This window comes from Variovorax sp. PBL-E5, assembly GCF_901827185.1.
Classification (GTDB): Bacteria; Pseudomonadota; Gammaproteobacteria; order Burkholderiales; family Burkholderiaceae_C; genus Variovorax.
Genome location: NZ_LR594672.1, coordinates 510,461 through 531,343, shown reverse-complemented (window position 1 = coordinate 531,343; position 20,883 = coordinate 510,461). Strand labels below are relative to the sequence as shown.

The window sequence follows — 20,883 nt, the reverse complement described above, 5'->3', positions numbered from 1 at the left end:
CAAAGAGGGCTGTCGGCCCTCTTTCTGGGCTCAAAGGTAGACGTCGAGGAGGTCGCCGGCAACAGAGCGCGCGGCTTCCTCGGTGATTTCGTCCGCGCGCAGCTTCTCGGCTGCGTCGATGGCGATAAAGCGCACATGCAGGTCTCCGCTCATCAGAGCCTCGAGGTCACGGGCATCGTCGTAGCCGATGAACTCCGACAGCACCGTGGGGGCGAGGTCCTCGCGGGAAAACGGCGAGCCGTCGTCTTCCGCGGCTTGGTCAACCAGCACCTGTAGCAGCGTCGCATTGAGAATGTCGCCAAGGCGCTCCGCCGGCACGCCGGCGCGGTAGAACTGGTTGACGATTTCTTTGGCGCTGCCTGCGCGAAGCGACGCGAGCACGATGTAGCCTTGCTCGGCGAGCTCGACCACCATCTGCAGATGCTTGGCATCCCGCAACGGACGAGAGAACACGTAGACGTCGGCGTCCATGCGGGCGAGCGCTGCACCGTCGTCGGCCTTGTCGACCCAGATGACCTCTCGTCCTTGCTCGGCGAGTTCGTCTGCGGTGGCGCGCAGGGTCGTGCGGATGCCGGTACCGTGAACCAGGCACAGCCCGTCCGACTGCTCGGCGGCGTCCATCCACCGGTCGACCTGGGTAATGCCGAGGTCGTAGATGGACAGTGCGGGCTTCTTTGCCGGCAGCGCCGAGATTTCGTAGCCGTCAGCGTCACGGTCCTGCTGGGACGCGTCGAAGCGACGAACGGTGAGGAAGACCTCGGTGCCGTCGGAGAGGGCCACCACGCGCGAAACCTGGTTGTCCTGCTCCAGCTCGACGCCAAGCAGGTCACGCAGCGCCTTTGCGACGTCACCGGGGGCAGAGATGTTGAGCTGGCGTATTCCGCTACGGATGGTTGGGTCCAGCAGCGCGAGACGGGCGGTGCCCTCGGACTGCTCAAGGATGTAGGTCTGGCCGCCTTGCAGGGCGTTGCGCACCAGCGTCTCCGCAGCGCTGGTTGTCGCCAGGTGGGCCGGAGCTTGCGCGGGGTTCGGGGCTTGCTGGGGCTGCGCGGGGCGGCCGCTGCCCTCGCTGGCGTAGACGGCGCTCTCCACCATGTCCAGAACATCGGCGATTGACACGTTCACGCGGCAGCGCGCGAAGAGTTGAGCGCTCACCTGGTGAGCGAAAAGGTGGAGGCTGTCGTTCTGGGGATTGGGCATGGGGCTTCCTGCTGATGGATGAAATGAACAGGGGTTTCCTGTGTCCATCGTGTAGAAAGCCCGTTTAGCCCGGACTTACGGAAAACATTATCCGGAGAGCCCTGAAGCGCGCCTCAATCCCTTAGAGGAGTACGCCGGGCATCGTCACGACGTCGTGTTCGTCGAGCGCGTACAGGTCGCTTCCCTCGGCCCGGGCCAGGAGCCGCGCGGCGGCTGCCGCCGCCATTTCCAGTCGTCTCACGTGCCTCTCGTCGAGATGGGCCGACGGGGCGACGTTGAAGCCGCAAAGCGTGCCGTACAGCCGCCCGTCTGGGAGTTGGACAGGAACTCTAATGTGCACACCAACGCCGTGAACGACGGCGCAGACCTGGCGGAGCACGCGGTTGCCGCCCACGGACTCGGCGACAAAGAGGACCTCGAGCTTGAGCTGGTCGCGAACAATCTTGAGCAGGTCGGAAATGGAACGTTGGAGGTGCGCGCCGCCGTCGTCAGCAGCGGTGATGGTGGCAATGGGAGACATCAGCGAAGAAGCGGCCAGGCCATGGCCTGGCTAAGGAAAGAAATGCACGTGGCACTACCCCGCAGGCGCAGTGACCATCGTGGGGGAAAAAGAGGCCCGCCGCGAGGCGAGCCGAACCTTGATAACCCCTTGAACAACCCCTAAGGACTGTAGGAGGATTTTCCCCTGAACAAGGCCCCCCGCAGAAGCGAAGAATTCGGCACTTCGGCGGCTTTTCAAAACACGCCGGCGGGCGTTCGCACCCGAAAGTAGTCATGGCGGTCGCGTTGACGAAAAAGCAGCGCCTGGAGGGCGCTGCTGAAGAATTAACGATAGAACTTCCCGACCGTCCGGCTGCCCGCAAAGGCAGGCGCCTTGGCGCGGCGGATGCCGTTGGTCCGCTCGTAGTCGTCATCTCCGAGGGGACCAAAGGTGTCCTTGATGTAGCTGCCGCCGCCCCCCGCATGTTCCCGGCCGGCGTCCTCGTGGTATTCGTCGTTGCCATGGAAGGAGCCGCCAGAGCCGCGCGTCCATTTGACCTTCGCCAGCAGCCCGAGGAAGGCCCGGCCCATGTACGACTGGCGCGCTTCCTCGCACGCGTTCTTGTTTTCGTACACGTTCCACTTCGCGGTGCGGCTTTCGTCCACCAGCGTGATGGATGCCTCGTTGCCAGCATAGAACTGGCGTGCGTCCGACTTCACCGGCGCAAAGCTCTTCGCCTTTGGCGTGGCGAGCTTCACCTTGCCGGTAGCTTCATCATTCACGAGGAGCGCGGTCTTGACGTTCCATTCCGAGACGACCTTGAACTCATAGCGTTCGGCCTGGTAGGTGCCCCCGCCCCCGAAGTAGCCATAGCCCGCAGAGCGCTTTTCGTCGGTGGCGTGGATTTCAGCCCAGACCGCCTTTTCCCAGTCCACATTGCGCTTGCCCTTCTGGGCGGCTTTCACACGCTCGTGCACTCGCTTGGCGAGTTCGAAGTCCGCGGCGATGGCCTTGTTGTACGCCTCGCGCAGGTCTTTCTTGAAGCCAGCCCAGGCGGCCGACGGGATGACGACCTCACCCTTTTCCCACTCTCTTCTACCCATGATGTCCTTTCGTTGAAATTTACGGCCGTCAGGCCACACGAGATGTGTAGTGACGGACCGAAGACCTGAACGAACAACGGAGGCATTTAGAACGGCAGGCGGGAGGCCGAGCGCCTCAGCTGGGCGACTGAGGGGACACCGGCAAGACGCCCTCGTCTTCCAGGAGGCGCTCGACAGTTGGAATCAGCTGCAGCCATTCCGGCCCGGTTCGCTTGATGGCTTCCGCTAGCGTGTAGTCGAACTCGGCCAGCCAGTCGGCTCGATTAAGGACCAATGCCACGGCCACCTTCTCGCCTGTGGACTGAACGGTCCAGGCTGCATGGCCGCCGCGCGCTGCATCCCTGGCCCTTGCGAGAAGGTGCCGAAGTTCCGCGTTGTCTTCCATGATGTGACCTTTTCGAGGTTGAGGTCTGCGTGGGGGTACAGGCCCAACTTTACTGCCGCGCGGGTTGCCGGCGGTCAGGCGAAGAAAAGCCGCGCACTCGAAAGTGCGCGGCTAGGAATCAGCTGAAACGCGGCCCCGGGGCTAACCGGGACAAAGTTCAGCGATTAGGCTGCTTGCAGCCCATCGTTCGCGGCGGGCGTTGCCGAAGGGACGGCGACATCCGGTGCGGTGGAAACGGCCACCTCCGGAACTGCCAGTTGACCGACTGCCAGGCCGCTGGCCAGCAGGTTGTCGAGGGTGGCGCCGGTGCCGAAGCCCACTTGTGCCAGCAGCGAGTCCACGACCGGCTTCTGCGACTGGTACGTCAGCGCGCCGCGCACCACCTGGTCGACCAAGCCGCCGCCGTTGCCGGCCGTGTTGCCGTTGCCACCATTTCCGTCGTTGCTCGAATTGCCGCCCAGACCGCCGATGTTGGCGATGCGGATGGAATCGATTTTCTCCAGGGGAGCAACCGACTTGGCGATGATTTCCGGCAGCGCTGCGATGAGCGCCAGCTTGACCTGCTGAGCGATGACATCCGGCGACAGCGTGTTCTGGGCAGCGTTGTGCTTTTCCAGCGCTTCGGCCGTTGCTTCGCCTTCTGCCAGGATACCGGCAGCGCGTGCCACTTGGGCGTCACGATGGCCTTCTGCTTCGGTGCGCAGTGCCATGGCGCGGTGGTTGGCCGCCGTCTGCTCGGCTTCTGCTGCGACCACGATGCCGATGGAGTCTTCCTCGGCGCGCTGCTGCGCGGCGATGACGGCCACGGCCTTCGTACGATTCGCGATTTCCGTTGCCTGGGCCGTGCGGACCTGTTCCTCGGCAGCGACAGCCAGCGCACGCGCCTTGTTCGCTTCCGACTCGGCCTGCGCTTCCTGCGTCGTCTTGTTCGACACCGTGATGGCCTGCTCTTGCTGGGCGAGGCGAACGGCAGTTTCCGAGGCGGTTTCCGCCGTCTTCACCGTCTGCGCCGAGGCGACGCGTGCCAGTTCGATTTCACGCTCTGCGTCGATGCTCGCCTGCTGCGAACGACGACGACCGTCTGCCTGGGTGGCGGCGATTTCCGCTTCGCGGTTGGCCGTCATCGTGGCGACTTGGAGGTCGTTCTGCAGGGTCACTTCAGCCGTGTCGCGCTTGATTTCGGCACGTTGACGGGCGGCTTCGAGGTTTCGCTGTTCGATGGCCACCTGGTTCGTCTGTTCCACGTCGTTGATGGTCTTCTTGTTCGCTTCGGTCACAGCCGTCAGTTTGGCCAGGCCCTCCGCATCGAGGACGTTGTCCACGTTGAAGTAGCGCTTGTCCGTCTGATTCAGCGAGGTCAGCGACACCGACTCCATTTCCAGGCCGTTCTTTGCCAGGTCGGGGGCGACGGCGTTCTGCACGGCCTGCGAGAACTCGTGGCGCTGCTGATGCAACTCGTTGAGAGCCATCTTTGCGGCCACGGCACGCAGAGCGTCCACGAACTTGGCTTCGACCTGCCTTGCAAGCAGTTCCGGCTTGGTCGTCAAATCGCCGAGCGTTTGCGCAGCCAGGCCGATGCTTTCAGCGTTGTTGCCAACGCGCACGAAAAAGTCAACCCCCACGTCCACGCGGAGACGGTCTCCGGTCACGAGCGAGTGGTCGTCCTTCTTGGTGACCTCGAGGCGCAGCGTCTTCAGGTTCACCCACGTGATGGAGTGGAAGATGGGCAGCACCAGGGCGCCACCGCTGAGGACGACCTTGCGGCCACCCATGCCAGTGCGCACGAACGTGCGTTCGGCGTCCACCTTGACGTAGAGCTTCGACAGTACAAAGCCGATGACGACGATGACGATGAGGACGGCGAGGAGGGGGATGCCGATGCCGGCGAGGGATGAGAGAAAGCTCATGGATAGGTTCCTTTGGTTGGATTGGGAAACGGGTTCTTGAGAAGGGGCTACTTCACGGCGCGTGCGCGGAAGTTCGAGCCATCGAAGGCCAGGAGCTCGAGGCGGGCGCCGTGCACGAGGTCGGGGGTGCCTTCCTCAGGTTGAACGAAGACGTAGTGCACGTTGCCGTGCTCGTCCCGAACGAGTGCTTCGCCGAGGAAGCCGATGCGTGCGAGCTGGCTTTGCAGCACGGCCTCGCGGCCGACCAGTGATTCCAGGGACACAGCGGTGCTGTGGTGGGCGATTTGATAGCGTTTGAAGAATGCGCCGATACCGCGAACACTGGCGAGGGCCCCGACGATGCCGATGCTTGCTGCCGGCAGCAGAGCCACTGGCTCGCCGGGGGTTCCTAGCATCGTCTGAACGGCCAAACCGGCGCAGCCGAAGCCGCCCAGAGCCGTGATGAGGGTCACCATCAGGGGGACACCCTTGATGAGGACCCAGTCCAGACCGGCGAAGTCCGGCGTATCCAGGTCCAGCAGGTTGTCGAGAACATGGGTGATGGCGGCGACGCCCAGGACCACCAAGCTGAGGAGCTCGAACATCCCTATGACTGCCACTGCCGCAAGGGCAGCTGTGAACGGTGCGACTTGAGGTAGCAGAAAGAAATCCATAGTGCCTCAAAAAAATGATTACTGACGGGTGCGCTGCCGAAGCGCGCAACAGGTTGTCCTGTGCCCTGTGTAGGGAAGCGTTTCATACGGGTACGGTTTAAGCGGTCTGCCTATCCTTACGCCCCTGGAAGTACCTAAAGCCTTGTGTCTATACGGTTCAGGTTAACTACAGGAATTTTCGTGAAGGCCAATGTCAAAACCGCGCTTGCGCTGGAACAAGCGGCACATAAGTCAGCCAAAGGCACCGTGCTCGAAGTCGCCAAGAAGAATCCCGGTCTTCTTGCGAACCGTCTCGCCCAGTCACCCGACTTGGCGAACGGTCTCGCAGACTTCGACTACATCGTCGACGAGCTGCTCTCTGCTGGCCAGCGTGAGCACATCCATCGGATGCTGGACTCCCGGTCGCTCAACGCCAAGGCTCGCCTCATCATCGTGACGGCACTGCTGACGACGTAATTCGCAGTTCTGGAATTTTTAATTCCGAAGGCTCTCCCCTGTGGAGAGCCTTTTTTCGTCTCGGGGAGTTCGACGGCCTACCGCGCCTCAGAAGTCCAACGTGGCCTGGCCAGCGTCAACCTGGGCGGAGGGTGGCGGGCCTGCCTTCTTTTCGACGCCAAGGTCCCGCAGGTGCGCCACAAACCGCGGCTCAAGGTAGCAGTTGGGCGGCGCGTCACTGAACAGTGGTGCTATCTGAGCAGTCAGGAACCCGGCCAGGCCGCAGCCAACGCCCTGCACGTCGAAAGTCAACTCCGGGTGAGCATGTGCGAAAGCGAGGAAGCGCGCAACGCCTTGTGCGACGTCTGGCAAGGAAAGGGGCCTTAGGAACCCATCCTTGGTCGGTATGCCGTAGCTGCGGCCCTGGAGGCCCTCCCCTTGGCCGTAGATGGCGCCATGGCGCAGGCGAGCCGTCAGAGCATCGCCCTTTCCGTGTCGACCCGCCCTGTTGCTGCCAAAGACGTAGATGGTTGTCACTGCGACCTGGAGTTCATGGGGCTAAATCGAAAGCGCCTCGGCTGGGCGGGGTCTGGGTCCTCGAAGGCAACTAGGTCGCGCTCGGCACCGCTCCCGCCGCCCGCACCAGGTCCTTGTACTTGTGAGCAGCGATAGCGCTGAAGCGCCGGCGGAGCGTCGAGACGTCTTCCAGCTCAGGCATTGGCTGCCAGCAAATCGGGGTGAGCGCGATGGGGCGCCAGTCGACGGCCAAGGGCGAATGCTCGTCGGCAGATTCCATCCGTTCTGGCGTCATCAGATGGGTCGGCAACCGCGACGTGGGCGAAACGCCCCACCATGCGAGCCGGCCGCCGCCGTACAGATTCATGAACGCCGCGGGCATGACGTTCCACGCCTCCCCATTGGGGGTCTCGCACACGAGGATGACGGTTCCGTCCTTCGGGGCCTTCGCCATGGGGCGCCACGCGGAAGTTCGCTCGGTAATGACGGTGAGCTTGCTGCCACTCCACTTCGCCCCAACAGGCTTGCCGCTCATGCCAACAGGTCCAGGGCCAGCGCTGCCAGCAACTTGTCCTCCGCGGTATCGCGCTGGGCGTGGTACTCCGATGCATCCTGGAGCGCCTTGTTGTGCTCGGCCACGGTCGTGGGAGCCGGAAGGCCCTCGCCGCCGGTGATGGAGGCAAAAACTTCACGTTCATTGGAAGTCAGGCGGATTGAGTCACCAGAGCGGAGCATGTGGGGAGGACCTTGATGTCTTGTTCGTTGGAGTGCACGCATTATAGCGTAACGTACCTAAAATGACAAGTAAAGCACTGCGTCTATAACGCATGAACGCTAGTGTGGAGGACTCCTGCGGCAGTGCGCGAACGTTTGCGGCCCCGCCGCGGCGCGGCCAACTGACACTGCCTGTACCTAAAATACCTCCATATTGCGGTTTAGGCGCCTTTCATGGTACGATGCGTAAAACACAAACCCACTCGGGGACCCTAGACTTCATGAACAAGCAAATTCGGTACGTTCTCCTTGGCGCGCTCGTGCTTGCCATCGGCGGAGGCATTTGGAAATCCATGTCCAGCGTGCCGGCTGCAGACGGCGCTGCTGCGGGCGACCCGGCCCCAGCATCCGCCGCCAAGGTCGCGACCGTCAAGGTGCTCACCGGGAGCGCGAAGTTTGCCTTTCTCAAGGACGAGCAGCTGACCGCAATCCTGGCTGCTGAGGGGCTCAAGCTCGAGCTGGAGAAGTCGGGCAGCACGAGCGCCGATGTGGCTCGAGCTGGCACGTTCGATGCCGTGTGGCCCGCTGGCGCCAATACGGCCAGCGATTTCAGCGCCGTCCTGCCCGGCTCGAGCGCCTACCCCGTCTTCTCGACTCCGCTGGCCGTCGCAAGCTGGAAGAAGCTGGTGCCGGTTCTGTCGGCAAACGGGCTCGTGAAGGTTGTTGGCAAGCACGGCGACCTGAACCTGGAGAAGGCGCTGCCCCTCATGGTGTCAGCCAAACGCTGGAACCAACTGTCGGGCAACGACGTCTTCAGCGTGAACCGCGGGTTTTTAGTGAACACGCCCGATGTCCGCAAGTCCAACACGGGTGCCCTGTTCATCGCTACGCTCGCCTACATCCGCAATGGCAACGAGGTCCCGACTGACCTCGCCAAAGCCGGGGCCCTTGCGGACGAGCTTTCGCCGCTCATCAGTCGGCAGGGCTTCCAAGAGAGCACTCTCTCCGGCCCCTTCGAGGACTACATCGGTCAGGGCATGGGAAAGGCCCCGCTGGTGCTCGTTTACGAAAGTCAATTCGTCGAGGCGAAGCGTCAGGGCAAGCTCAACGATGCGCACACCCTGCTCTATCCGCAGCCCGGCCTGGTCCTGAAGCACATCTTGGTCGGCCGCAGCGCGAATGGCAAGAAACTCGGCGAAATCCTTTCCAACAACCGTGAAGCGCAGGTCATCGCCGCGCAATACGGGTTCCGAACCACCGACCCGGCAATTTTCGAGGCTGCGGCCAAGGAAATCGAGCTGGATGCTCCTGAACTTCTCAATCTCGCAGATGCGCCCTCGACACCGGTCCTGGACGCGATGAATCAAGTGCTCGTCAACAAGCTCGAAGGCAAAGCCCTGCAATGACCCAACCTCTCTCTCAGCAAACCGAAGTAGCCGTTGCAACCGCCGTTACCGTGGCTCCCCTGGTACTCACACCCCCGGAGGCATTGACCCCCATGGTGCCGGCTGACGCCAAAGGGCGCGTGAAGCTGCCGGAGGCGACCCGACAGGCGGTGGATGCCCAGCTGGAGGCGTTCGTGGCCTCGCTGCAAAACGCCGACGTCGCCTCGGACGAGTTCCAAGCGAAGCTGCAGCAGGCTTTCCAGGTTGGCCGCAAGGAAATCGCTGACGCGACGACGCTCACGAACTCCTTCACCAGCGCCAATTTCGCGAAAGATGCGGAGTCGCCGGCATACCTGGCGATTCAGGAGATGCGCGAGCTCTTCGACCAGTTCAACCCCTCCAAGCAGGGCAATCTCTTCGCCCCTACCAAGGTGTTGGGCGTCCCAGTGCCCTCGAAGGTATTCGGGCTGGAGCTCCCATGGGGTGACCGCCTGACGCGCTACCTGCGCCGCTATGAGTCCGCCGACTCACATATGTCGGCAATCCAGGAGAACGTCGTCGCCGCAAAGGACGAGGTCGGCCGAGGTGTGAGCGACCTGGGGACCTCGCAGACGAAGCTCTGGGCGGCGCTCGAGAAGCTCGAGGCGGCTGTCTACTTCATCCACGGCCTGGACCAGCGCCTGAGCACGAGCATCGAAAGCATTCGCACAGCGGAACCGGACCGTGCTCGTGCGCTGGAGCAGGAAGTGCTCTATTACATTCGCCAGAACCAGGGTGACCTGCTGGCTACTCAAGCCTTGACTGTGAACGCACACCATGCGCTGGGCCAGATTCGCCGCACCGGCCGCGAAGCCATGAACGGCTGCGACCGCGTGTCCACCCTCGGCATGGCAGCAATGTCCCTCGGTGTGACGATGGCCCGCTCGTTGGGCGTCCAGATGAAAACGATGGCCATGCTCAAGGGCGCCAATGCAAGCGTCGAAGGCTTGGTCGAGGCCACCGGTACCGCTCTGAGCGACCACGCCAAGGCCACGACCGAATTCGCCAGCGACCCGCTTTTCGCCGTGCAGAAGCTGCAGGCGATGTTCGACAAGACGTACGAGGCGATGGAAATCATGGACAACTTCCGTAGCCAGTCCCTCCTGACCATGGAGAGCAATAACGCTGTGGTGCGCGGAATGCTAGACGAGCACATGCAGCGCATTCGCAACGACCAGTCGGCCACGGCCGGCAATCTTCCCGCCCCGGTTGCCGCCGGCGGCATCGCACTCTGAACCCAAAAGCCACTTCACTCAAGGAAATCCACATGCTGCTCGCAATCATCGCTGTCGTCGCCGTCACGTCCTTCACCACCGGCGCCGCCTTCCCCGTGGCCGTGCTTGCTGCCGCAATGCCGCTGTAAAGCGCTTCTGTCGAATCCCAAGGAAAACACAAAGAATGCTCGCATCCATCGCAGTCGCCATCTTCATCTTTGCGGCGTCGCCCAACCCGTTCGCCGTTGACGCCGTCGGCAATCCGTTCTCGTCCTGGTCTGGCGACGTGGTCTCTGCACCGGCCGCCAGTACCACCACGAACTGACAACTGGCCATGTCCGTCCTGGTGACCACCTTCGACATCAAGCTCCAAGCACCCGCCGTCCGGACGTTTTGCACCGCCAAGTAGGGCCCTGCCCAATTTTCAACATCGAACTGCCCCAAGCGCACCATGTTCAAACGCATTCTCTCGCTGGCGTCGGCCGTTGCCGTTGCTATCACCCTCGCAGCGTGCGGGAAGGTCGATTCAGCGGTCGGCGCCCCTTCGGCGCCCGGTGCTGCTTTCAAAATCCTGGCCGGCTCCGAGCTCAAGGATGTCGCTCCTCTTGTGACGGCCTATGGCGCTCAGCATGGAGTGCAGGTCACGTTCGAGTACACGGGGTCGCTCGACGCAATTGACCGCGTCTCTGAGGCTCACACGTACGACGCACTCTGGCTCTCAAATGGCAAGTACCTGCAGCTGATTCCTGGCCTGAAAGGGCAGGTCAAGGCATCGGAAAAGACGTTCTATTCGCGCGTCGTGCTCGGCGTTCGCAGCGAGAAGGCCAAGGAACTCGGCTGGGTTTCTGGCAAGACGAGCTGGTCGGATGTCGTCAAGGCCTCCAAGGACGGCAAGTTCCGTTTCGGCATGGCCAATCCGGCAGCCTCGAACACGGGTTTCGTGGCGCTCGTAGGCCTGGCCGCCGAGCTCTCGGGCAAGGGAGATGCGCTGGAGGCCAAGGACATCCCGGTCGACGCGCTCAAGAACTTCTTCTCCAGGCAGAGCATCACCTCGGGCTCATCTGGGGACCTGGCAGACAAATTCGTCGCGGACCCCTCCAAGGCTGACGGCCTAATCAACTACGAGTCGGTCATCCTTGGCATCAACGCCAAGGGGGCCGCCAAGCTCGACGTGCTCATCCCCAAGGAAGGGGTCATCACGGCGGACTACCCTCTGATGCTGATGTCAGGCAGCAAGTCGGCCGAGTTCTACGGCCAGTTGGTTGAACACCTGCGCAATGATGACACCCAGCAGCGCATCGCGTCGACTACGTTCCGCCGTCCGTTGGCCGGCGTTGCGTCGGACGAGGTCGTCAACGAGCTCCCCTTTCCCGGCTCCCTTGCCGTGGTGGATGCCATCCTGCAAGGATTCGGCGACGTCTATTCGCGGCCGGCTTCCTCGTTCTTCGTCCTGGACATCTCCGGTTCGATGAGTGGCGCCCGCCTGGCTGCCCTCAAGCAGGGCATGACGGCGCTGACGAATGCAGACGTCGGCTCCGGGTCCCGCTTCTCGACCTTCCGCGCACGGGAGGAGCTGACCATCTCTCCGTTCAACCACGAGGTCTACGAAAGCCGCTACGTTGCTCTGACGGACGACCCCGTTGCGAACAAGGTCGCATTGCGCTCCGCCGGCCAGTACGTCGAATCACTGGTTGCCAACGGCGGCACCGCCATCTACAACGCAGCCCGGGTGACCTACCAGGCAGCCCAGGCGCGCGCCCGAAGCGGCGAACGCAGCGTGAGCATCGTGCTGTTGACCGACGGCGAGAACGCTACGGGCATCAACGCTGACACATTCAAGGCCTTTGTGAAGGACGCCGGCGAGCCGCGCATCCCCGTCTTCGCCGTGGCATACGGTGACGCGAACTTTGACGAGCTCCAAGGACTCTCGGCCGCCACCGGCGGCAAGGTGTTCGATGCTCGTTCGACAAGCCTCGCTCGCGTCCTGAAGACCATCCGGGCATACCAGTAGACCTCGCTGGGCCTGCTTCCATCCTCGACACCTTTCGCGCCATGCCCGCCAAACTGCTCAAGTTCCTCCTTTGCGACCGCAACCTTTACGCAGTCGGCGCCTCGTGCGCAGTGACGGTTCTGTACCTGCTCGGCATCATTGACGCCTGGTGGTGGCTTATTGCGGCTGCGGCATACGCCGCCGTCTGGCTGCTTCCTATCGGTCCAGAGACAAAGGTTGAAAGCAAGCCCATCGACCTGTCGACCGAAGCCAGCCTCCAGTGGCTACGGGACAACGCCATGCCGAAACTTCCCGCGTCCGCGAGAGACATCCTTAGCGACCTCATCGAGCGTGCACACGACCTCATGCCTCGCCTGAAGGAGATGGAGGGCGCGGGCCTGGTGCAGGCGACCAACCGTGCAGAGCTTAAGCAGACCGTCAAAATCTTCTTGCCACAGGCGGTCGAGGCTTATCTTCGCCTGCCGCCGCTCTACGCCCGCACCGCCCGTGTTGCAGACGGCCAAACGGCGGAGGACCTGCTGCTCGGCCAGTTGCGCACCTTGCAGGCGCACGTCGAGACGCTGCAGGCGGGCATCCTGTCCGCCGAGGTGGACACCCTCCTGGCGCAAAGCCGTTTTCTCAACCAACGACTCGCCCAGCCCGTGAGCGTCCTGGAATCTGCGAAATGAAGGCCCTGAGCATCCAGCAGCCCTGGGCTTGGCTCATCGTGCATGGGCACAAGCCGGTCGAGAACCGCACCTGGCGCACCAAGCACCGCGGCGCCTTCCTCGTACATGCCGGCAAGAAGTTCGACCGCGTAGGCTACGACTGGGTTCGCGAGACGTTCCCTGAGATAGCGATGCCGGCGCCCGGGGAGTTCGAGCTCGGGGGCATCGTGGGCCAGGCATCGGTGGTCGACTGCGTGGAGCCGGGTAGCAGAGCGAACGGGGCGTACAGCTCGAAGTGGTATTTCAACGAGTTCGGCTTCGTCCTCGATGAGGCCGTCCCTCTCCCGTTCGTTGCGCTCAAGGGAAATCTCAACTTTTTCAACGTCGAGTCTGTGCCATTGGCGGCCTGAGGCGCCGGCGTGGCCTCGTTGGCTACACAGCCCAGGACAACAACGAGGCGTCGCCTCCTATCGACATGACAGATACCATGAATCCGGCCAACCCGGCCGCCCCTGCGATGGACGAGCCAGCTCCGGCCGTTCCTCGCGCACGTTACAACGAACTGCTGAAAGTCATCGACTGGCTGCTTTCCGTCGGCGCTGTCGCCCGGAATGCTGGCACCGAGAGCGCGTGGGAGGATGCCTTCTCTCTCGTCTTCAGCTCCAACGGAAGTCTTCGCATCGCGGACCTGCGGGCGAAGCTTGGCCTGTCGTTCGACTACTACGACCTCGATGCGTCGTACCAAGAGGATGTCGAGGCGTACCTGAGCGCCCTTGAGTCGCTCAAGGCCCGCCTCGCAGCATTCGCTCCCGCGTTCTCAGCGTAGGCGGACTGCCGCTCTTCGAGCCCCGCACGCCCTTCGGCTGCGGGGCTTTTCATTTGGAACGGCCAGGAGCAGAGGGCTTCCTGCGCGTTCCCTATACGAAAGAGGACTATCGACACAAGGAAATCTCATGAAACTCGCAAAGTTGCTGCTGCTCGCAGCGCCGTTCGTTCTGAGCGCGTGCACCATTACTCCCGTGGTCTACGAGCCAGCCTTCGAGCCGGCGGAACCCCAGGTGTTCACTCCCTATGGCTACCGTGAGCCCGTTCCAGTCGTGTTCGTTGAGCGCCGTCCTGACGTTCACTACCTGCAACCGCCTCGACAGCGGGTTCCGCGTGATGGCACGGTGCATTTCTACGGCCCGGAACGCCTTCGCGGTCGCTGACCATTCCAACTCCAGCTTCGTGCTGGAGTTTTTCTGTGCGGCAGTTGCATTCAATACGTTTTAGGCCAAGAGCTAAACCGCTTGTGCTATAATGCCAGTCACTGCTTCCAGCAGATTGCGCCTTTCCTAAAGGGTGCAGCCTCGTGGGTGCCGCTCGGGATAGCAGCCCGAGCAGACGACGTGCGCTGGCAGACATGGAATCGGCGAAGCTTAGGCTTTCAGGACCGCCCATAGTCGCGGGGAAACACAGGCCCCGCACCAGTCGGATACTGCCCGACCGCCCACGACCAATTCGGACCGTTATCCGGTCCAACGAGGTCCCCGATGAGTCGGGCTTTTGAGACTCCTCCTCCCCAGCAAGGGAGATGCGGAGCTGCTGCGTGAGCAGAGAAACGCTAGGTCCGACGTTGGCCGAATCGATGGGAGCTTCGGCCTCCATTGCGAGACGTGACTGCCGTGAGAGCGCGGCGATAATCCATGAAGCGTCGCGCAGCCCGCCGGCGCACCCACGGCAGACCAGCATGGCAGACCTCGACGCAGCCCTCCGTAACCTCGGATTCGAACGCGCTACCGGCGACGCCACCCGGGCCCGGCTCTTGCTGGCGATTCAACGCTTCGCAGCCGATGTCGAGGACCCCGACCTCAAGGCGGGCGCCTCCGCCCTCGCACCTGTCGCCAATCCCTTCGTGCCGCCAAAAGCCTGGCTGCGCGGCTTTGTCCTGGGTTTCGAGGATACGGCCGACGACGAACGCGGGACCGACCCAGACGGCGGCGACATGCAGGGCCACATGCTGTGGCAGATGTCGTCTGACGAATGGCGACGTGCCCGAGTTGCCGACCTCGAGGCTCAGGGCCGTGAAGATGGCGAAGCAGAGGCCGCGGCACACAACAATCTGACCTAGCGGCGCGCGGCCGCGCCCGGCTCCGACCCTATGCAAGCAACCCTTTCAGCCACGTTCGCACAATCAACCGTCGGCATGGGTTCGGCCAAGTTCTGGTGCGTGCTCAGGCGAGCGCAAGGTCGCAGACTACGAGCTCCAGCGGATTTGCTACGAGAGGGACCAGTTGCTGAGGTAGCCCGACCCCGGCTTGGCGCACAAGTGCACATGCTTTAGAGTCACCCCTACGTTTTAGGCCGCGCAGGGCGGTTCCTAAATTTCCGACAGAATTCTGAATTGAGGTCAAGCAATGTTTTTTGAGGCGGAGAGGCAGCGGTTCTTCAGGCCCGTCAACAGCTCCCGACGGGAGTTGGTCGTGGCTTGCCTCCGGACACTGTATGAACGCCTTCACGGCCCGCAGGCGGACTACGCCCACAACATGACCCGTGATTCCCTGCGGGAGTTGCTACTGCCTGTCGTGCGGGAGCACCAGAGCCAAGTTTCCGACGACGCGCCTCCTGACGACTTCAATGCGCCTGAGGCCGAAGACCCCTCGCAGCTGACAGCCCTTGTTGTCCGCTCACTGTTGGCAGATGGCTGGCTCGAGAGTTTTGCGGACAGGCAAGGCCTGGTCACCGCGTTTCGGTTCTCCCGCCCCGGGAAGCTGTTTGCGCATGCTTTCGCATCCTTAGACCGGCCCAGCCGTAGCCGACAGCGCAACATGCGCAGCTGCCGAAATGCTCTTGAGTCCGCACTCGCTCGCGGGGATGCCTACGACCTGGTCGACGCCTATGAATATGCGGAAAAGGTCATTGAAGACCTCAACGAGGGCATCGACTACTTCCAGGAACTGCTGCGGCACGTGATGCAGACGGCCACCGCAAGCCAGCAGTGGGAGGAGTTCGTCGAGTTCCTGCGTCGGTTTCAGCGCGATTTCGCAAAGCAGCTCACGGCGGACAACGTCACACTCAACCGGCAGGCCATTCGCCAGAACATCGAGAAGCTCCGGCATGTTCCGGAGGCCCGGTTCGAGCGGATGAACGCGCACCTGAACGACATGGCCCACTGGCTCGTTAAGGACCATTCGGGTGCCTCAGCGTACGACTGGGTGCTCACGCGGATTGAGGACATCGTGGACGCGGCGTGCGACTCCAAGCAGCCAGGCTTTCTGAAGGCGATGGAAACCTACCTCAAGCGGGTAAACGGCCTGGCTCTGCAGTCGATGATGCTGCGCTCGGGCCAGACCCGCCACGCTTACCTCGCAGCCATTCAGCGCATTGCGGAATCAACAGAAGCCGGTCAGGATGAGCTACTCGAACGCATCGGCCAGCAAATCGCTGGCGCGGAGGTTCGACTGCTTGACCCTGCCAGCTTCAAGCTCCGCACGGCCACACAGCGCCGGAAGGCGGTGACGGTCACTCTCCGCCCGCGACCTACCTGGGAGTCCAGGCGCGATGCGGCGGTTCGCCGGGCCGAATCAGAGGTGTTTTCCGTGTCGAATGTCGACCTTGCCGCACGGCTGCGTGCGGACCTGCGGCTGTTCCGGCATCCCATCCGACTTTCCGCCCTACCCGCGTCCACGGCGCGCGAGGTCATCAGCATCATGCAAACGGTCGAGGCTGCGCGAAGCGCGGCGGACAAGGACCTTGTTGCTCGCAAGCTTCCCTACCGCCTCGAAAACGAGTTCTACAGCGGCAACGACTACGAAATCTCCTTCAAAGAATGAACCTATCTTCCCTTATCCGCGAGCAACTGGCTGAGGCCAACCTGCGTCCTGAGCGCTTCCGCGAAATCATCGCCCGACTGCTCTCCTACGGCGTCCTCCTGCGCGACGAAGACCGAACAGAGCAGCTGCTCTACGACGACGTCCGACGTATCGAATCGCTGGTAACGGAGTATTTCGAGGTCGCGGGCCTGATGCTTCACCACGACGCGACTAACCAGTACTTTCGACTCTACGCGCCCGGCGCGCTGGTCGACGGCGTACCGCCCGACACGCACCCTCCCGTGCCGTCGTTGCGAGCTCGGGTATCGGCCGACTTCGTGGCTGCAGCCTTGGCGCTGCGGTTCATCTACCAGAACAAGTTCAATAGCGGCGACATCCAGCCGCAGGGCGAGGTGTTGGTCGGCTTCGAGGAGGTCGCGGCGACCCTGCAGACCCAGCTCAAGCGACCGTTGCCGGCGGGCATGGGCGAGAAGATGGCATTGCTCGCAGAGCTGCGCCGCCACCGCCTGGTACGGGTGGCCCCGAACTTTTCTATTGCGGACGAGGACGCGCTCATCGCCATTCGGCCGACGATTTTGGGCATCGTCAGCAATGACGCGCTGGCTGCAGCAATGGATTCCGACGGTGTGATTCAGGTCGAAGCCTCGGCCCAAGAGGAGGTCGAAGAATGAAGCTCGATTGCATGGTCCTGGCCAACTGGGGGCAGATGTACCCTGGAAGCTACGAATTCGGAGAGAAGACCCTTCTGACCGGCGAGAGCGGGTCAGGCAAGTCCACGATGCTGGACGCCATCCAAACGGTGATGACGGCAGCTTATCCGGGCGTCTACAGCTACAACCCGGGCCAGGACGAGGTGACCCAGGGGCAACGCCGCGGGGGGAAGACCAAGCGCACGCTAGAGTCGTTCATCGTGGGCGCGGACCGAAACAGCTTCTCCCGGGTCGATGGCGCGCACGGTTATGTCGCCGCGGTATTCAGGCCCGACGTGAACGAAGATTCCGCGAAGACCTTCACTGCCATCGTGGGCGTTTCTGCGCGTGTCGACGGGACCGGTGACCGACGTGACGCAAAGCTGGAGCGGCTGGAACTCATCATTGTGGACGACGCCGCCCTCGCGCTCGACGACTTTATGGTCGACGCCGAACGCGGTGAGTACGTCGCGGTGGAGGACATCGTGCGCCGGCTCAAGGCGCGCTACCCAAGGGTCAACTCCTTCGAGGCCCACAAAAGGGACTACATGTGCGCGCTCTACGGGCGGTTTCGGGGACGCGGGTCCGCCCCGTGGGATGAAGCCCAGAATGCCGCAAAGGCCTGGTGCCAGTCCATCGCATACCGCCCCATCGGCTCGGTCAACGACCTTGTGCGCGACGACATCCTGGAGTTCAACGCGAAGAACCTCCAAGAGAGCATCTCGCGAATCAGCGAGCTGATGCAGCAGGTGACGAACCTGAAGCGGGAGGGCAAGCGCCTCGAAGACGCGGTTCAACAGCTTGATGTACTGACGGCTGTGACTTCGAAGGCGACCGCCGCCTACGAAGAACTAGTACTGCATGAACTGCTACAGGCGCGGCTGCACCAGCGCAACGACAATGAGCGAATCGAGAAGGAACTGGGGCGCAAGGCAGAAGCCAACGCACGCGCGACGCGCTACGAGGACCTCGAGCGTGAACGCAAAAAGGAGCGTGAGCAGCTCGACGAACGCCGCATTGCGCTCAGCGCACAGCTCTCCGGCATTCGGGCATACAGCGACAAGATGAAGCTTGAAGCTGACCTGGGGCGGCTGACCGAGTCGGCAAGCGCGACTCTTTCTGCCCTAGGGGCCTCCGTCACGGCTGCGGCGCGGTTGGACAACGTGGCGCGGCACCTCCTGGGGAAACCAATTCCTGACCAATTCCCACAGTTACGCACCGCCGTGGAAGCCGTGGCCCGCTCCTTGGGGGCGACGTCACTTGACCGGCTCACCGGCCTTCGGGATGTCCTGGTCGAGGCGTCGAGCGAGCGACCGCTGAATCCGAGCCGCCTCGAACAGCTCGCGGAGGGGTTTCGGAACTCCAACGATGGCTTGAGCGAGGTGTACCACCGCTTGGTTGGCACTGAACAGAGCGTGGCCATGGCACTGGCGGCGGAGGAGCGTAGCCTCGAGTCGCGCAGGGACAGCGTCGAGGCCACGATTCGGGAACTCGATGCGACCAAACAGCGCCTTTCGACAGGCGGCGGCGACTACCCTCGAGAGACGGTTCCAGCTCTCGAATTGATTCGGACACGGCTGCCGGGCGCCGAAGTTCAGGTCCTTTGTGACCTGGTGGAGCCGCTTTCCCTCGAGTGGCAGCCAGCCATCGAAGGCTACATGGACGGAGCGCGGTTCAACCTCATAGTGCGGCAGGAGTTCGAGGCGCAAGCCATCGAGCTGCTGCAGGGTGTGCGGTCCCGCTGCCGGGTCATCCAGGGCGCACATTGCCTCAAGAGCGCCAATGCGGCACGTGTGCCGGCAGACTCCATCATCCACGAGCTGCACACCGACAACCCCATTGCCAAGGCGTACTTGATTGACCAGTTCGGCGCCGTGGTCAAGGTCCGGTCGACCGAGGAGCTCCGATTCACTTCGCGCGGGGTGACCCGGGACGGAAAAGGGAGTGGCTCGCGGACGATGTTCACCTCTGGGAGCAAGAGCCTGGTGTTCGGTAAGGCCGCGCGGGAGGCCGCGTTGGCAGAGTACGGGCAGAAGCTCGATGCAGCCGCTCAACAGGCCCGGGAGCTGGAGGCGTTGAACGAAGGCCTCAAGGAGGTCCGTCGCAGCCTCAACGGCCTCAAGGAGCCCGCCTTTAACGCCGCTCCGCTGGGGGCGTTGGCTGCGGATATCGAGCACGTACAGCGCTCCCTCTCACAATTGGACCTCTCCGAGGCGTCCGAGCTTGCGGACGAACTAAAGCAGTTGAAGGGGGAGCTAGCCGAGCTGGACACCTCCATTCAGGCCGCCCAAAGAGCCGTGGTCTTGGCCGACCAGGAAGTCGAGGCGGCAGAGGAAATCATCAAGACCGTCCGCGGCCGCTACGACTCACGGCTGCGAGACGTCCAGTTGCAGACCAGCAGACTGGCCAGGCTTTGTGAGCTCAACGTGCAGCGCACCTACCCGTTGATGGCACAGAGGGTGGACGTGATGCTCGAGGACAGGCGTCTCGACGTCGCTGAAGTCCAGCAACTGCTCACCACGAGTCTACTGGTGCTTCCTGACCAACTGTTGGGGGATGTCCGAGGTCTGCTGGCGGACTACAACGCAACGGCACGGCAGGAGGAGCGATTCGAAGCGATTCCCATGCTTTTCGAGCCGGCAAGCTTCGAACCCTACTATTCGGCCCTGCTGAAGCTCGGCGCCGCGGCCGGCGAGCTGCATCAGTCGATGAAGAGCGTTGGGCTCTACAACAACCGGGAAGAAATCGAAGGGGCTGAGCGGTCGTTCCACGACGTGTTCACCAAGCAGTTCTGCGTTGAAATCAAGACCAAGGTCGACGATGGCATCCGGACGCTGCGCCAGCTCAACATCGAGCTGGAAAACCTCAAGTTCGGCGGTGAAAAATTTAGCATCGACTGGACGCGATGGGTGCCGGAGTATGAGGAGTACTACAGCTTCTTCAAGGCAGTCGCCGAGCTTTCTGAATCCGGGGATGGCGAGGATTCGGTGGACCTGTTCGGAAAGTCCGAACTCTCCGAAAAACATCTTCTGGTGAGAGACCGCCTACGTGCGCTCTTGCTTGACCAGGACCAGGACCGGGCGAGCCGGGAGCTCATGCGCATCGCCGATTATCGGAACTATCGTCAGTACGAAATCTGGAGCCATTCGTCCGACGGGAGCCGCATCGGGCTCTCGACCTGGGGCACGGGCTCTGGTGGCCAACTTGAAACGCCGGCGTACATCGTGCGTGCGGCGGTGGTGACCAACCGACTCAAGGTGTTCGAAAAAGGCCCGAGCCTCAAGCTCCTGGTCAACGACGAATCATTTTCCAAGATGGACGAGCAACGCGCCCGAGCGGTTCTGCGATTCTTAAGCGACGGGCTGCGGCTCCAGGTCGTGAGCTCCATGCCAACACGCAATGCCGGGCCCTTGCGGGATGAATTCAACCGGGAGTACAGCGTTTCTCGGGCGAAGGTCGAAGCGAACGGTGAACTCGACTTCGTGACCGACCACGACGAGCGCATCCTCAAGACCGACCGCATGCGCGCGCTCTGGGAAGCGCAGCGTGCACAGGCCCGTGAGCAGGCGGCGCTCGACTTCGAAGCTGCCGAGCCACGGCCGCAAACCGGCTCGACGGCGAGCGAAAAGTCCCCTGACACGTTGGCGCCGGAGGTTGCCGCGTGAACGTGTGCCCCCTTTGGGTCGGCTCGC

Annotated in this window: 22 protein-coding genes; 13 read left to right on the top strand and 9 right to left on the bottom strand. The window is 62.7% G+C overall.

The features are described 5' to 3' along the window. Window positions 1–30: 30 nt before the first annotated feature. The 6 genes from WDLP6_RS30365 to WDLP6_RS30340 form a co-directional block, all read right to left on the bottom strand. Window positions 31–1,200, bottom strand: a complete 1,170-nt coding sequence (locus WDLP6_RS30365) for a hypothetical protein (RefSeq protein ID WP_162570956.1) — start codon at window positions 1,198–1,200, stop codon at window positions 31–33. Window positions 1,201–1,321: 121 nt separating this feature from the next. After that, a complete protein-coding gene (locus tag WDLP6_RS30360; RefSeq protein WP_162570955.1) occupies window positions 1,322–1,720 on the bottom strand; it encodes a hypothetical protein in 399 nt (132 codons plus the stop codon). Between the two features lie 305 nt (window positions 1,721–2,025). Beyond that, window positions 2,026–2,823: a hypothetical protein gene (locus WDLP6_RS30355; RefSeq protein ID WP_162570954.1), complete on the bottom strand. Its 798-nt coding sequence runs from the start codon at window positions 2,821–2,823 to the stop codon at window positions 2,026–2,028. 76 nt (window positions 2,824–2,899) lie between these two features. Beyond that, window positions 2,900–3,169 carry a hypothetical protein gene (locus WDLP6_RS30350; RefSeq protein ID WP_162570953.1) on the bottom strand — a complete coding sequence of 90 codons (270 nt, stop codon included), beginning with the start codon at window positions 3,167–3,169 and terminating at the stop codon, window positions 2,900–2,902. Between the two features lie 164 nt (window positions 3,170–3,333). Then, a complete protein-coding gene (locus WDLP6_RS30345) occupies window positions 3,334–5,076 on the bottom strand; it encodes a flotillin family protein (RefSeq protein ID WP_162570952.1) in 1,743 nt (580 codons plus the stop codon). 47 nt (window positions 5,077–5,123) lie between these two features. After that, entirely contained in the window at window positions 5,124–5,729 is a 606-nt protein-coding gene (locus tag WDLP6_RS30340; RefSeq protein WP_269475014.1) for an OB-fold-containig protein, read from the bottom strand. A gap of 180 nt (window positions 5,730–5,909) precedes the next feature. Between WDLP6_RS30340 and WDLP6_RS30335 the strand changes: the two genes are divergently transcribed. Further along, window positions 5,910–6,185 (top strand): hypothetical protein, encoded by a 276-nt coding sequence (locus tag WDLP6_RS30335; RefSeq protein ID WP_162570950.1) that lies wholly within the window; start codon window positions 5,910–5,912, stop codon window positions 6,183–6,185. Window positions 6,186–6,272: 87 nt separating this feature from the next. Here the strand turns inward: WDLP6_RS30335 and WDLP6_RS30330 are convergent, their stop codons facing one another. The 3 genes from WDLP6_RS30330 to WDLP6_RS30320 form a co-directional block, all read right to left on the bottom strand. Further along, window positions 6,273–6,701, bottom strand: a complete 429-nt coding sequence (locus tag WDLP6_RS30330; protein WP_197893621.1) for an A1S_2505 family phage non-structural protein — start codon at window positions 6,699–6,701, stop codon at window positions 6,273–6,275. Between the two features lie 70 nt (window positions 6,702–6,771). Beyond that, entirely contained in the window at window positions 6,772–7,215 is a 444-nt protein-coding gene (locus WDLP6_RS30325) for a hypothetical protein (protein WP_162570949.1), read from the bottom strand. Beyond that, window positions 7,212–7,415, bottom strand: a complete 204-nt coding sequence (locus tag WDLP6_RS30320; protein ID WP_162570948.1) for a hypothetical protein — start codon at window positions 7,413–7,415, stop codon at window positions 7,212–7,214. The genes WDLP6_RS30325 and WDLP6_RS30320 overlap by 4 nt, the downstream gene beginning before the upstream one ends. A 260-nt stretch (window positions 7,416–7,675) precedes the next feature. Here WDLP6_RS30320 and WDLP6_RS30315 point away from each other — a divergent pair, with 260 nt between their 5' ends. The 12 genes from WDLP6_RS30315 (at window position 7,676) to WDLP6_RS30260 (ending at window position 20,856) form a co-directional block, all read left to right on the top strand. Further along, a complete protein-coding gene (locus WDLP6_RS30315) occupies window positions 7,676–8,800 on the top strand; it encodes a hypothetical protein (RefSeq protein WP_162570947.1) in 1,125 nt (374 codons plus the stop codon). Continuing rightward, window positions 8,797–10,053 (top strand): toxic anion resistance protein, encoded by a 1,257-nt coding sequence (locus tag WDLP6_RS30310; RefSeq protein ID WP_162570946.1) that lies wholly within the window; start codon window positions 8,797–8,799, stop codon window positions 10,051–10,053. The genes WDLP6_RS30315 and WDLP6_RS30310 overlap by 4 nt, the downstream gene beginning before the upstream one ends. A gap of 163 nt (window positions 10,054–10,216) precedes the next feature. Then, window positions 10,217–10,357, top strand: coding sequence for a hypothetical protein (locus WDLP6_RS30305; RefSeq protein WP_162570945.1), 141 nt, complete (start codon window positions 10,217–10,219; stop codon window positions 10,355–10,357). Between the two features lie 126 nt (window positions 10,358–10,483). Next, window positions 10,484–12,043, top strand: coding sequence for a substrate-binding and vWA domain-containing protein (locus WDLP6_RS30300; RefSeq protein ID WP_162570944.1), 1,560 nt, complete (start codon window positions 10,484–10,486; stop codon window positions 12,041–12,043). 41 nt (window positions 12,044–12,084) lie between these two features. After that, window positions 12,085–12,711: a hypothetical protein gene (locus WDLP6_RS30295; protein ID WP_162570943.1), complete on the top strand. Its 627-nt coding sequence runs from the start codon at window positions 12,085–12,087 to the stop codon at window positions 12,709–12,711. Then, on the top strand, window positions 12,708–13,100 hold the full coding sequence (locus WDLP6_RS30290) for an ASCH domain-containing protein (RefSeq protein ID WP_162570942.1): 393 nt from the start codon (window positions 12,708–12,710) through the stop codon (window positions 13,098–13,100). The genes WDLP6_RS30295 and WDLP6_RS30290 overlap by 4 nt, the downstream gene beginning before the upstream one ends. A gap of 77 nt (window positions 13,101–13,177) precedes the next feature. After that, window positions 13,178–13,516: a hypothetical protein gene (locus WDLP6_RS30285; protein ID WP_162570941.1), complete on the top strand. Its 339-nt coding sequence runs from the start codon at window positions 13,178–13,180 to the stop codon at window positions 13,514–13,516. A 127-nt stretch (window positions 13,517–13,643) separates the two neighbouring features. Continuing rightward, window positions 13,644–13,898 (top strand): hypothetical protein, encoded by a 255-nt coding sequence (locus WDLP6_RS30280; protein WP_162570940.1) that lies wholly within the window; start codon window positions 13,644–13,646, stop codon window positions 13,896–13,898. Between the two features lie 521 nt (window positions 13,899–14,419). Then, window positions 14,420–14,800 (top strand): hypothetical protein, encoded by a 381-nt coding sequence (locus WDLP6_RS30275; RefSeq protein WP_162570939.1) that lies wholly within the window; start codon window positions 14,420–14,422, stop codon window positions 14,798–14,800. Window positions 14,801–15,215: 415 nt separating this feature from the next. Then, entirely contained in the window at window positions 15,216–16,502 is a 1,287-nt protein-coding gene (locus WDLP6_RS30270) for a Wadjet anti-phage system protein JetA family protein (RefSeq protein WP_232076897.1), read from the top strand. Further along, complete coding sequence (locus WDLP6_RS30265) at window positions 16,499–17,173, top strand: DUF4194 domain-containing protein (RefSeq protein ID WP_162570937.1); 675 nt, start codon at window positions 16,499–16,501, stop codon at window positions 17,171–17,173. The genes WDLP6_RS30270 and WDLP6_RS30265 overlap by 4 nt, the downstream gene beginning before the upstream one ends. Continuing rightward, window positions 17,170–20,856 (top strand): SbcC/MukB-like Walker B domain-containing protein, encoded by a 3,687-nt coding sequence (locus tag WDLP6_RS30260; protein ID WP_162570936.1) that lies wholly within the window; start codon window positions 17,170–17,172, stop codon window positions 20,854–20,856. The genes WDLP6_RS30265 and WDLP6_RS30260 overlap by 4 nt, the downstream gene beginning before the upstream one ends. Window positions 20,857–20,883 lie beyond the last annotated feature (27 nt).

Excerpts from the sequence above, each read along its gene's own strand:
- WDLP6_RS30325 (WP_162570949.1), bottom strand. The coding sequence starts at position 7,215 with ATGAGCGGCAAGCCTGTTGGGGCGAAGTGGAGTGGCAGCAAGCTCACC.
- WDLP6_RS30265 (WP_162570937.1), top strand. The coding sequence starts at position 16,499 with ATGAACCTATCTTCCCTTATCCGCGAGCAACTGGCTGAGGCCAACCTG.
- WDLP6_RS30365 (WP_162570956.1), bottom strand. The coding sequence starts at position 1,200 with ATGCCCAATCCCCAGAACGACAGCCTCCACCTTTTCGCTCACCAGGTG.
- WDLP6_RS30260 (WP_162570936.1), top strand. The coding sequence starts at position 17,170 with ATGAAGCTCGATTGCATGGTCCTGGCCAACTGGGGGCAGATGTACCCT.
- WDLP6_RS30295 (WP_162570943.1), top strand. The coding sequence starts at position 12,085 with ATGCCCGCCAAACTGCTCAAGTTCCTCCTTTGCGACCGCAACCTTTAC.
- WDLP6_RS30350 (WP_162570953.1), bottom strand. The coding sequence starts at position 3,169 with ATGGAAGACAACGCGGAACTTCGGCACCTTCTCGCAAGGGCCAGGGAT.
- WDLP6_RS30345 (WP_162570952.1), bottom strand. The coding sequence starts at position 5,076 with ATGAGCTTTCTCTCATCCCTCGCCGGCATCGGCATCCCCCTCCTCGCC.
- WDLP6_RS30285 (WP_162570941.1), top strand. The coding sequence starts at position 13,178 with ATGAATCCGGCCAACCCGGCCGCCCCTGCGATGGACGAGCCAGCTCCG.
- WDLP6_RS30320 (WP_162570948.1), bottom strand. The coding sequence starts at position 7,415 with ATGCTCCGCTCTGGTGACTCAATCCGCCTGACTTCCAATGAACGTGAA.
- WDLP6_RS30310 (WP_162570946.1), top strand. The coding sequence starts at position 8,797 with ATGACCCAACCTCTCTCTCAGCAAACCGAAGTAGCCGTTGCAACCGCC.
- WDLP6_RS30315 (WP_162570947.1), top strand. The coding sequence starts at position 7,676 with ATGAACAAGCAAATTCGGTACGTTCTCCTTGGCGCGCTCGTGCTTGCC.
- WDLP6_RS30305 (WP_162570945.1), top strand. The coding sequence starts at position 10,217 with ATGCTCGCATCCATCGCAGTCGCCATCTTCATCTTTGCGGCGTCGCCC.
- WDLP6_RS30275 (WP_162570939.1), top strand. The coding sequence starts at position 14,420 with ATGGCAGACCTCGACGCAGCCCTCCGTAACCTCGGATTCGAACGCGCT.
- WDLP6_RS30360 (WP_162570955.1), bottom strand. The coding sequence starts at position 1,720 with ATGTCTCCCATTGCCACCATCACCGCTGCTGACGACGGCGGCGCGCAC.
- WDLP6_RS30270 (WP_232076897.1), top strand. The coding sequence starts at position 15,216 with ATGACCCGTGATTCCCTGCGGGAGTTGCTACTGCCTGTCGTGCGGGAG.
- WDLP6_RS30340 (WP_269475014.1), bottom strand. The coding sequence starts at position 5,729 with ATGGATTTCTTTCTGCTACCTCAAGTCGCACCGTTCACAGCTGCCCTT.
- WDLP6_RS30280 (WP_162570940.1), top strand. The coding sequence starts at position 13,644 with ATGAAACTCGCAAAGTTGCTGCTGCTCGCAGCGCCGTTCGTTCTGAGC.
- WDLP6_RS30290 (WP_162570942.1), top strand. The coding sequence starts at position 12,708 with ATGAAGGCCCTGAGCATCCAGCAGCCCTGGGCTTGGCTCATCGTGCAT.
- WDLP6_RS30300 (WP_162570944.1), top strand. The coding sequence starts at position 10,484 with ATGTTCAAACGCATTCTCTCGCTGGCGTCGGCCGTTGCCGTTGCTATC.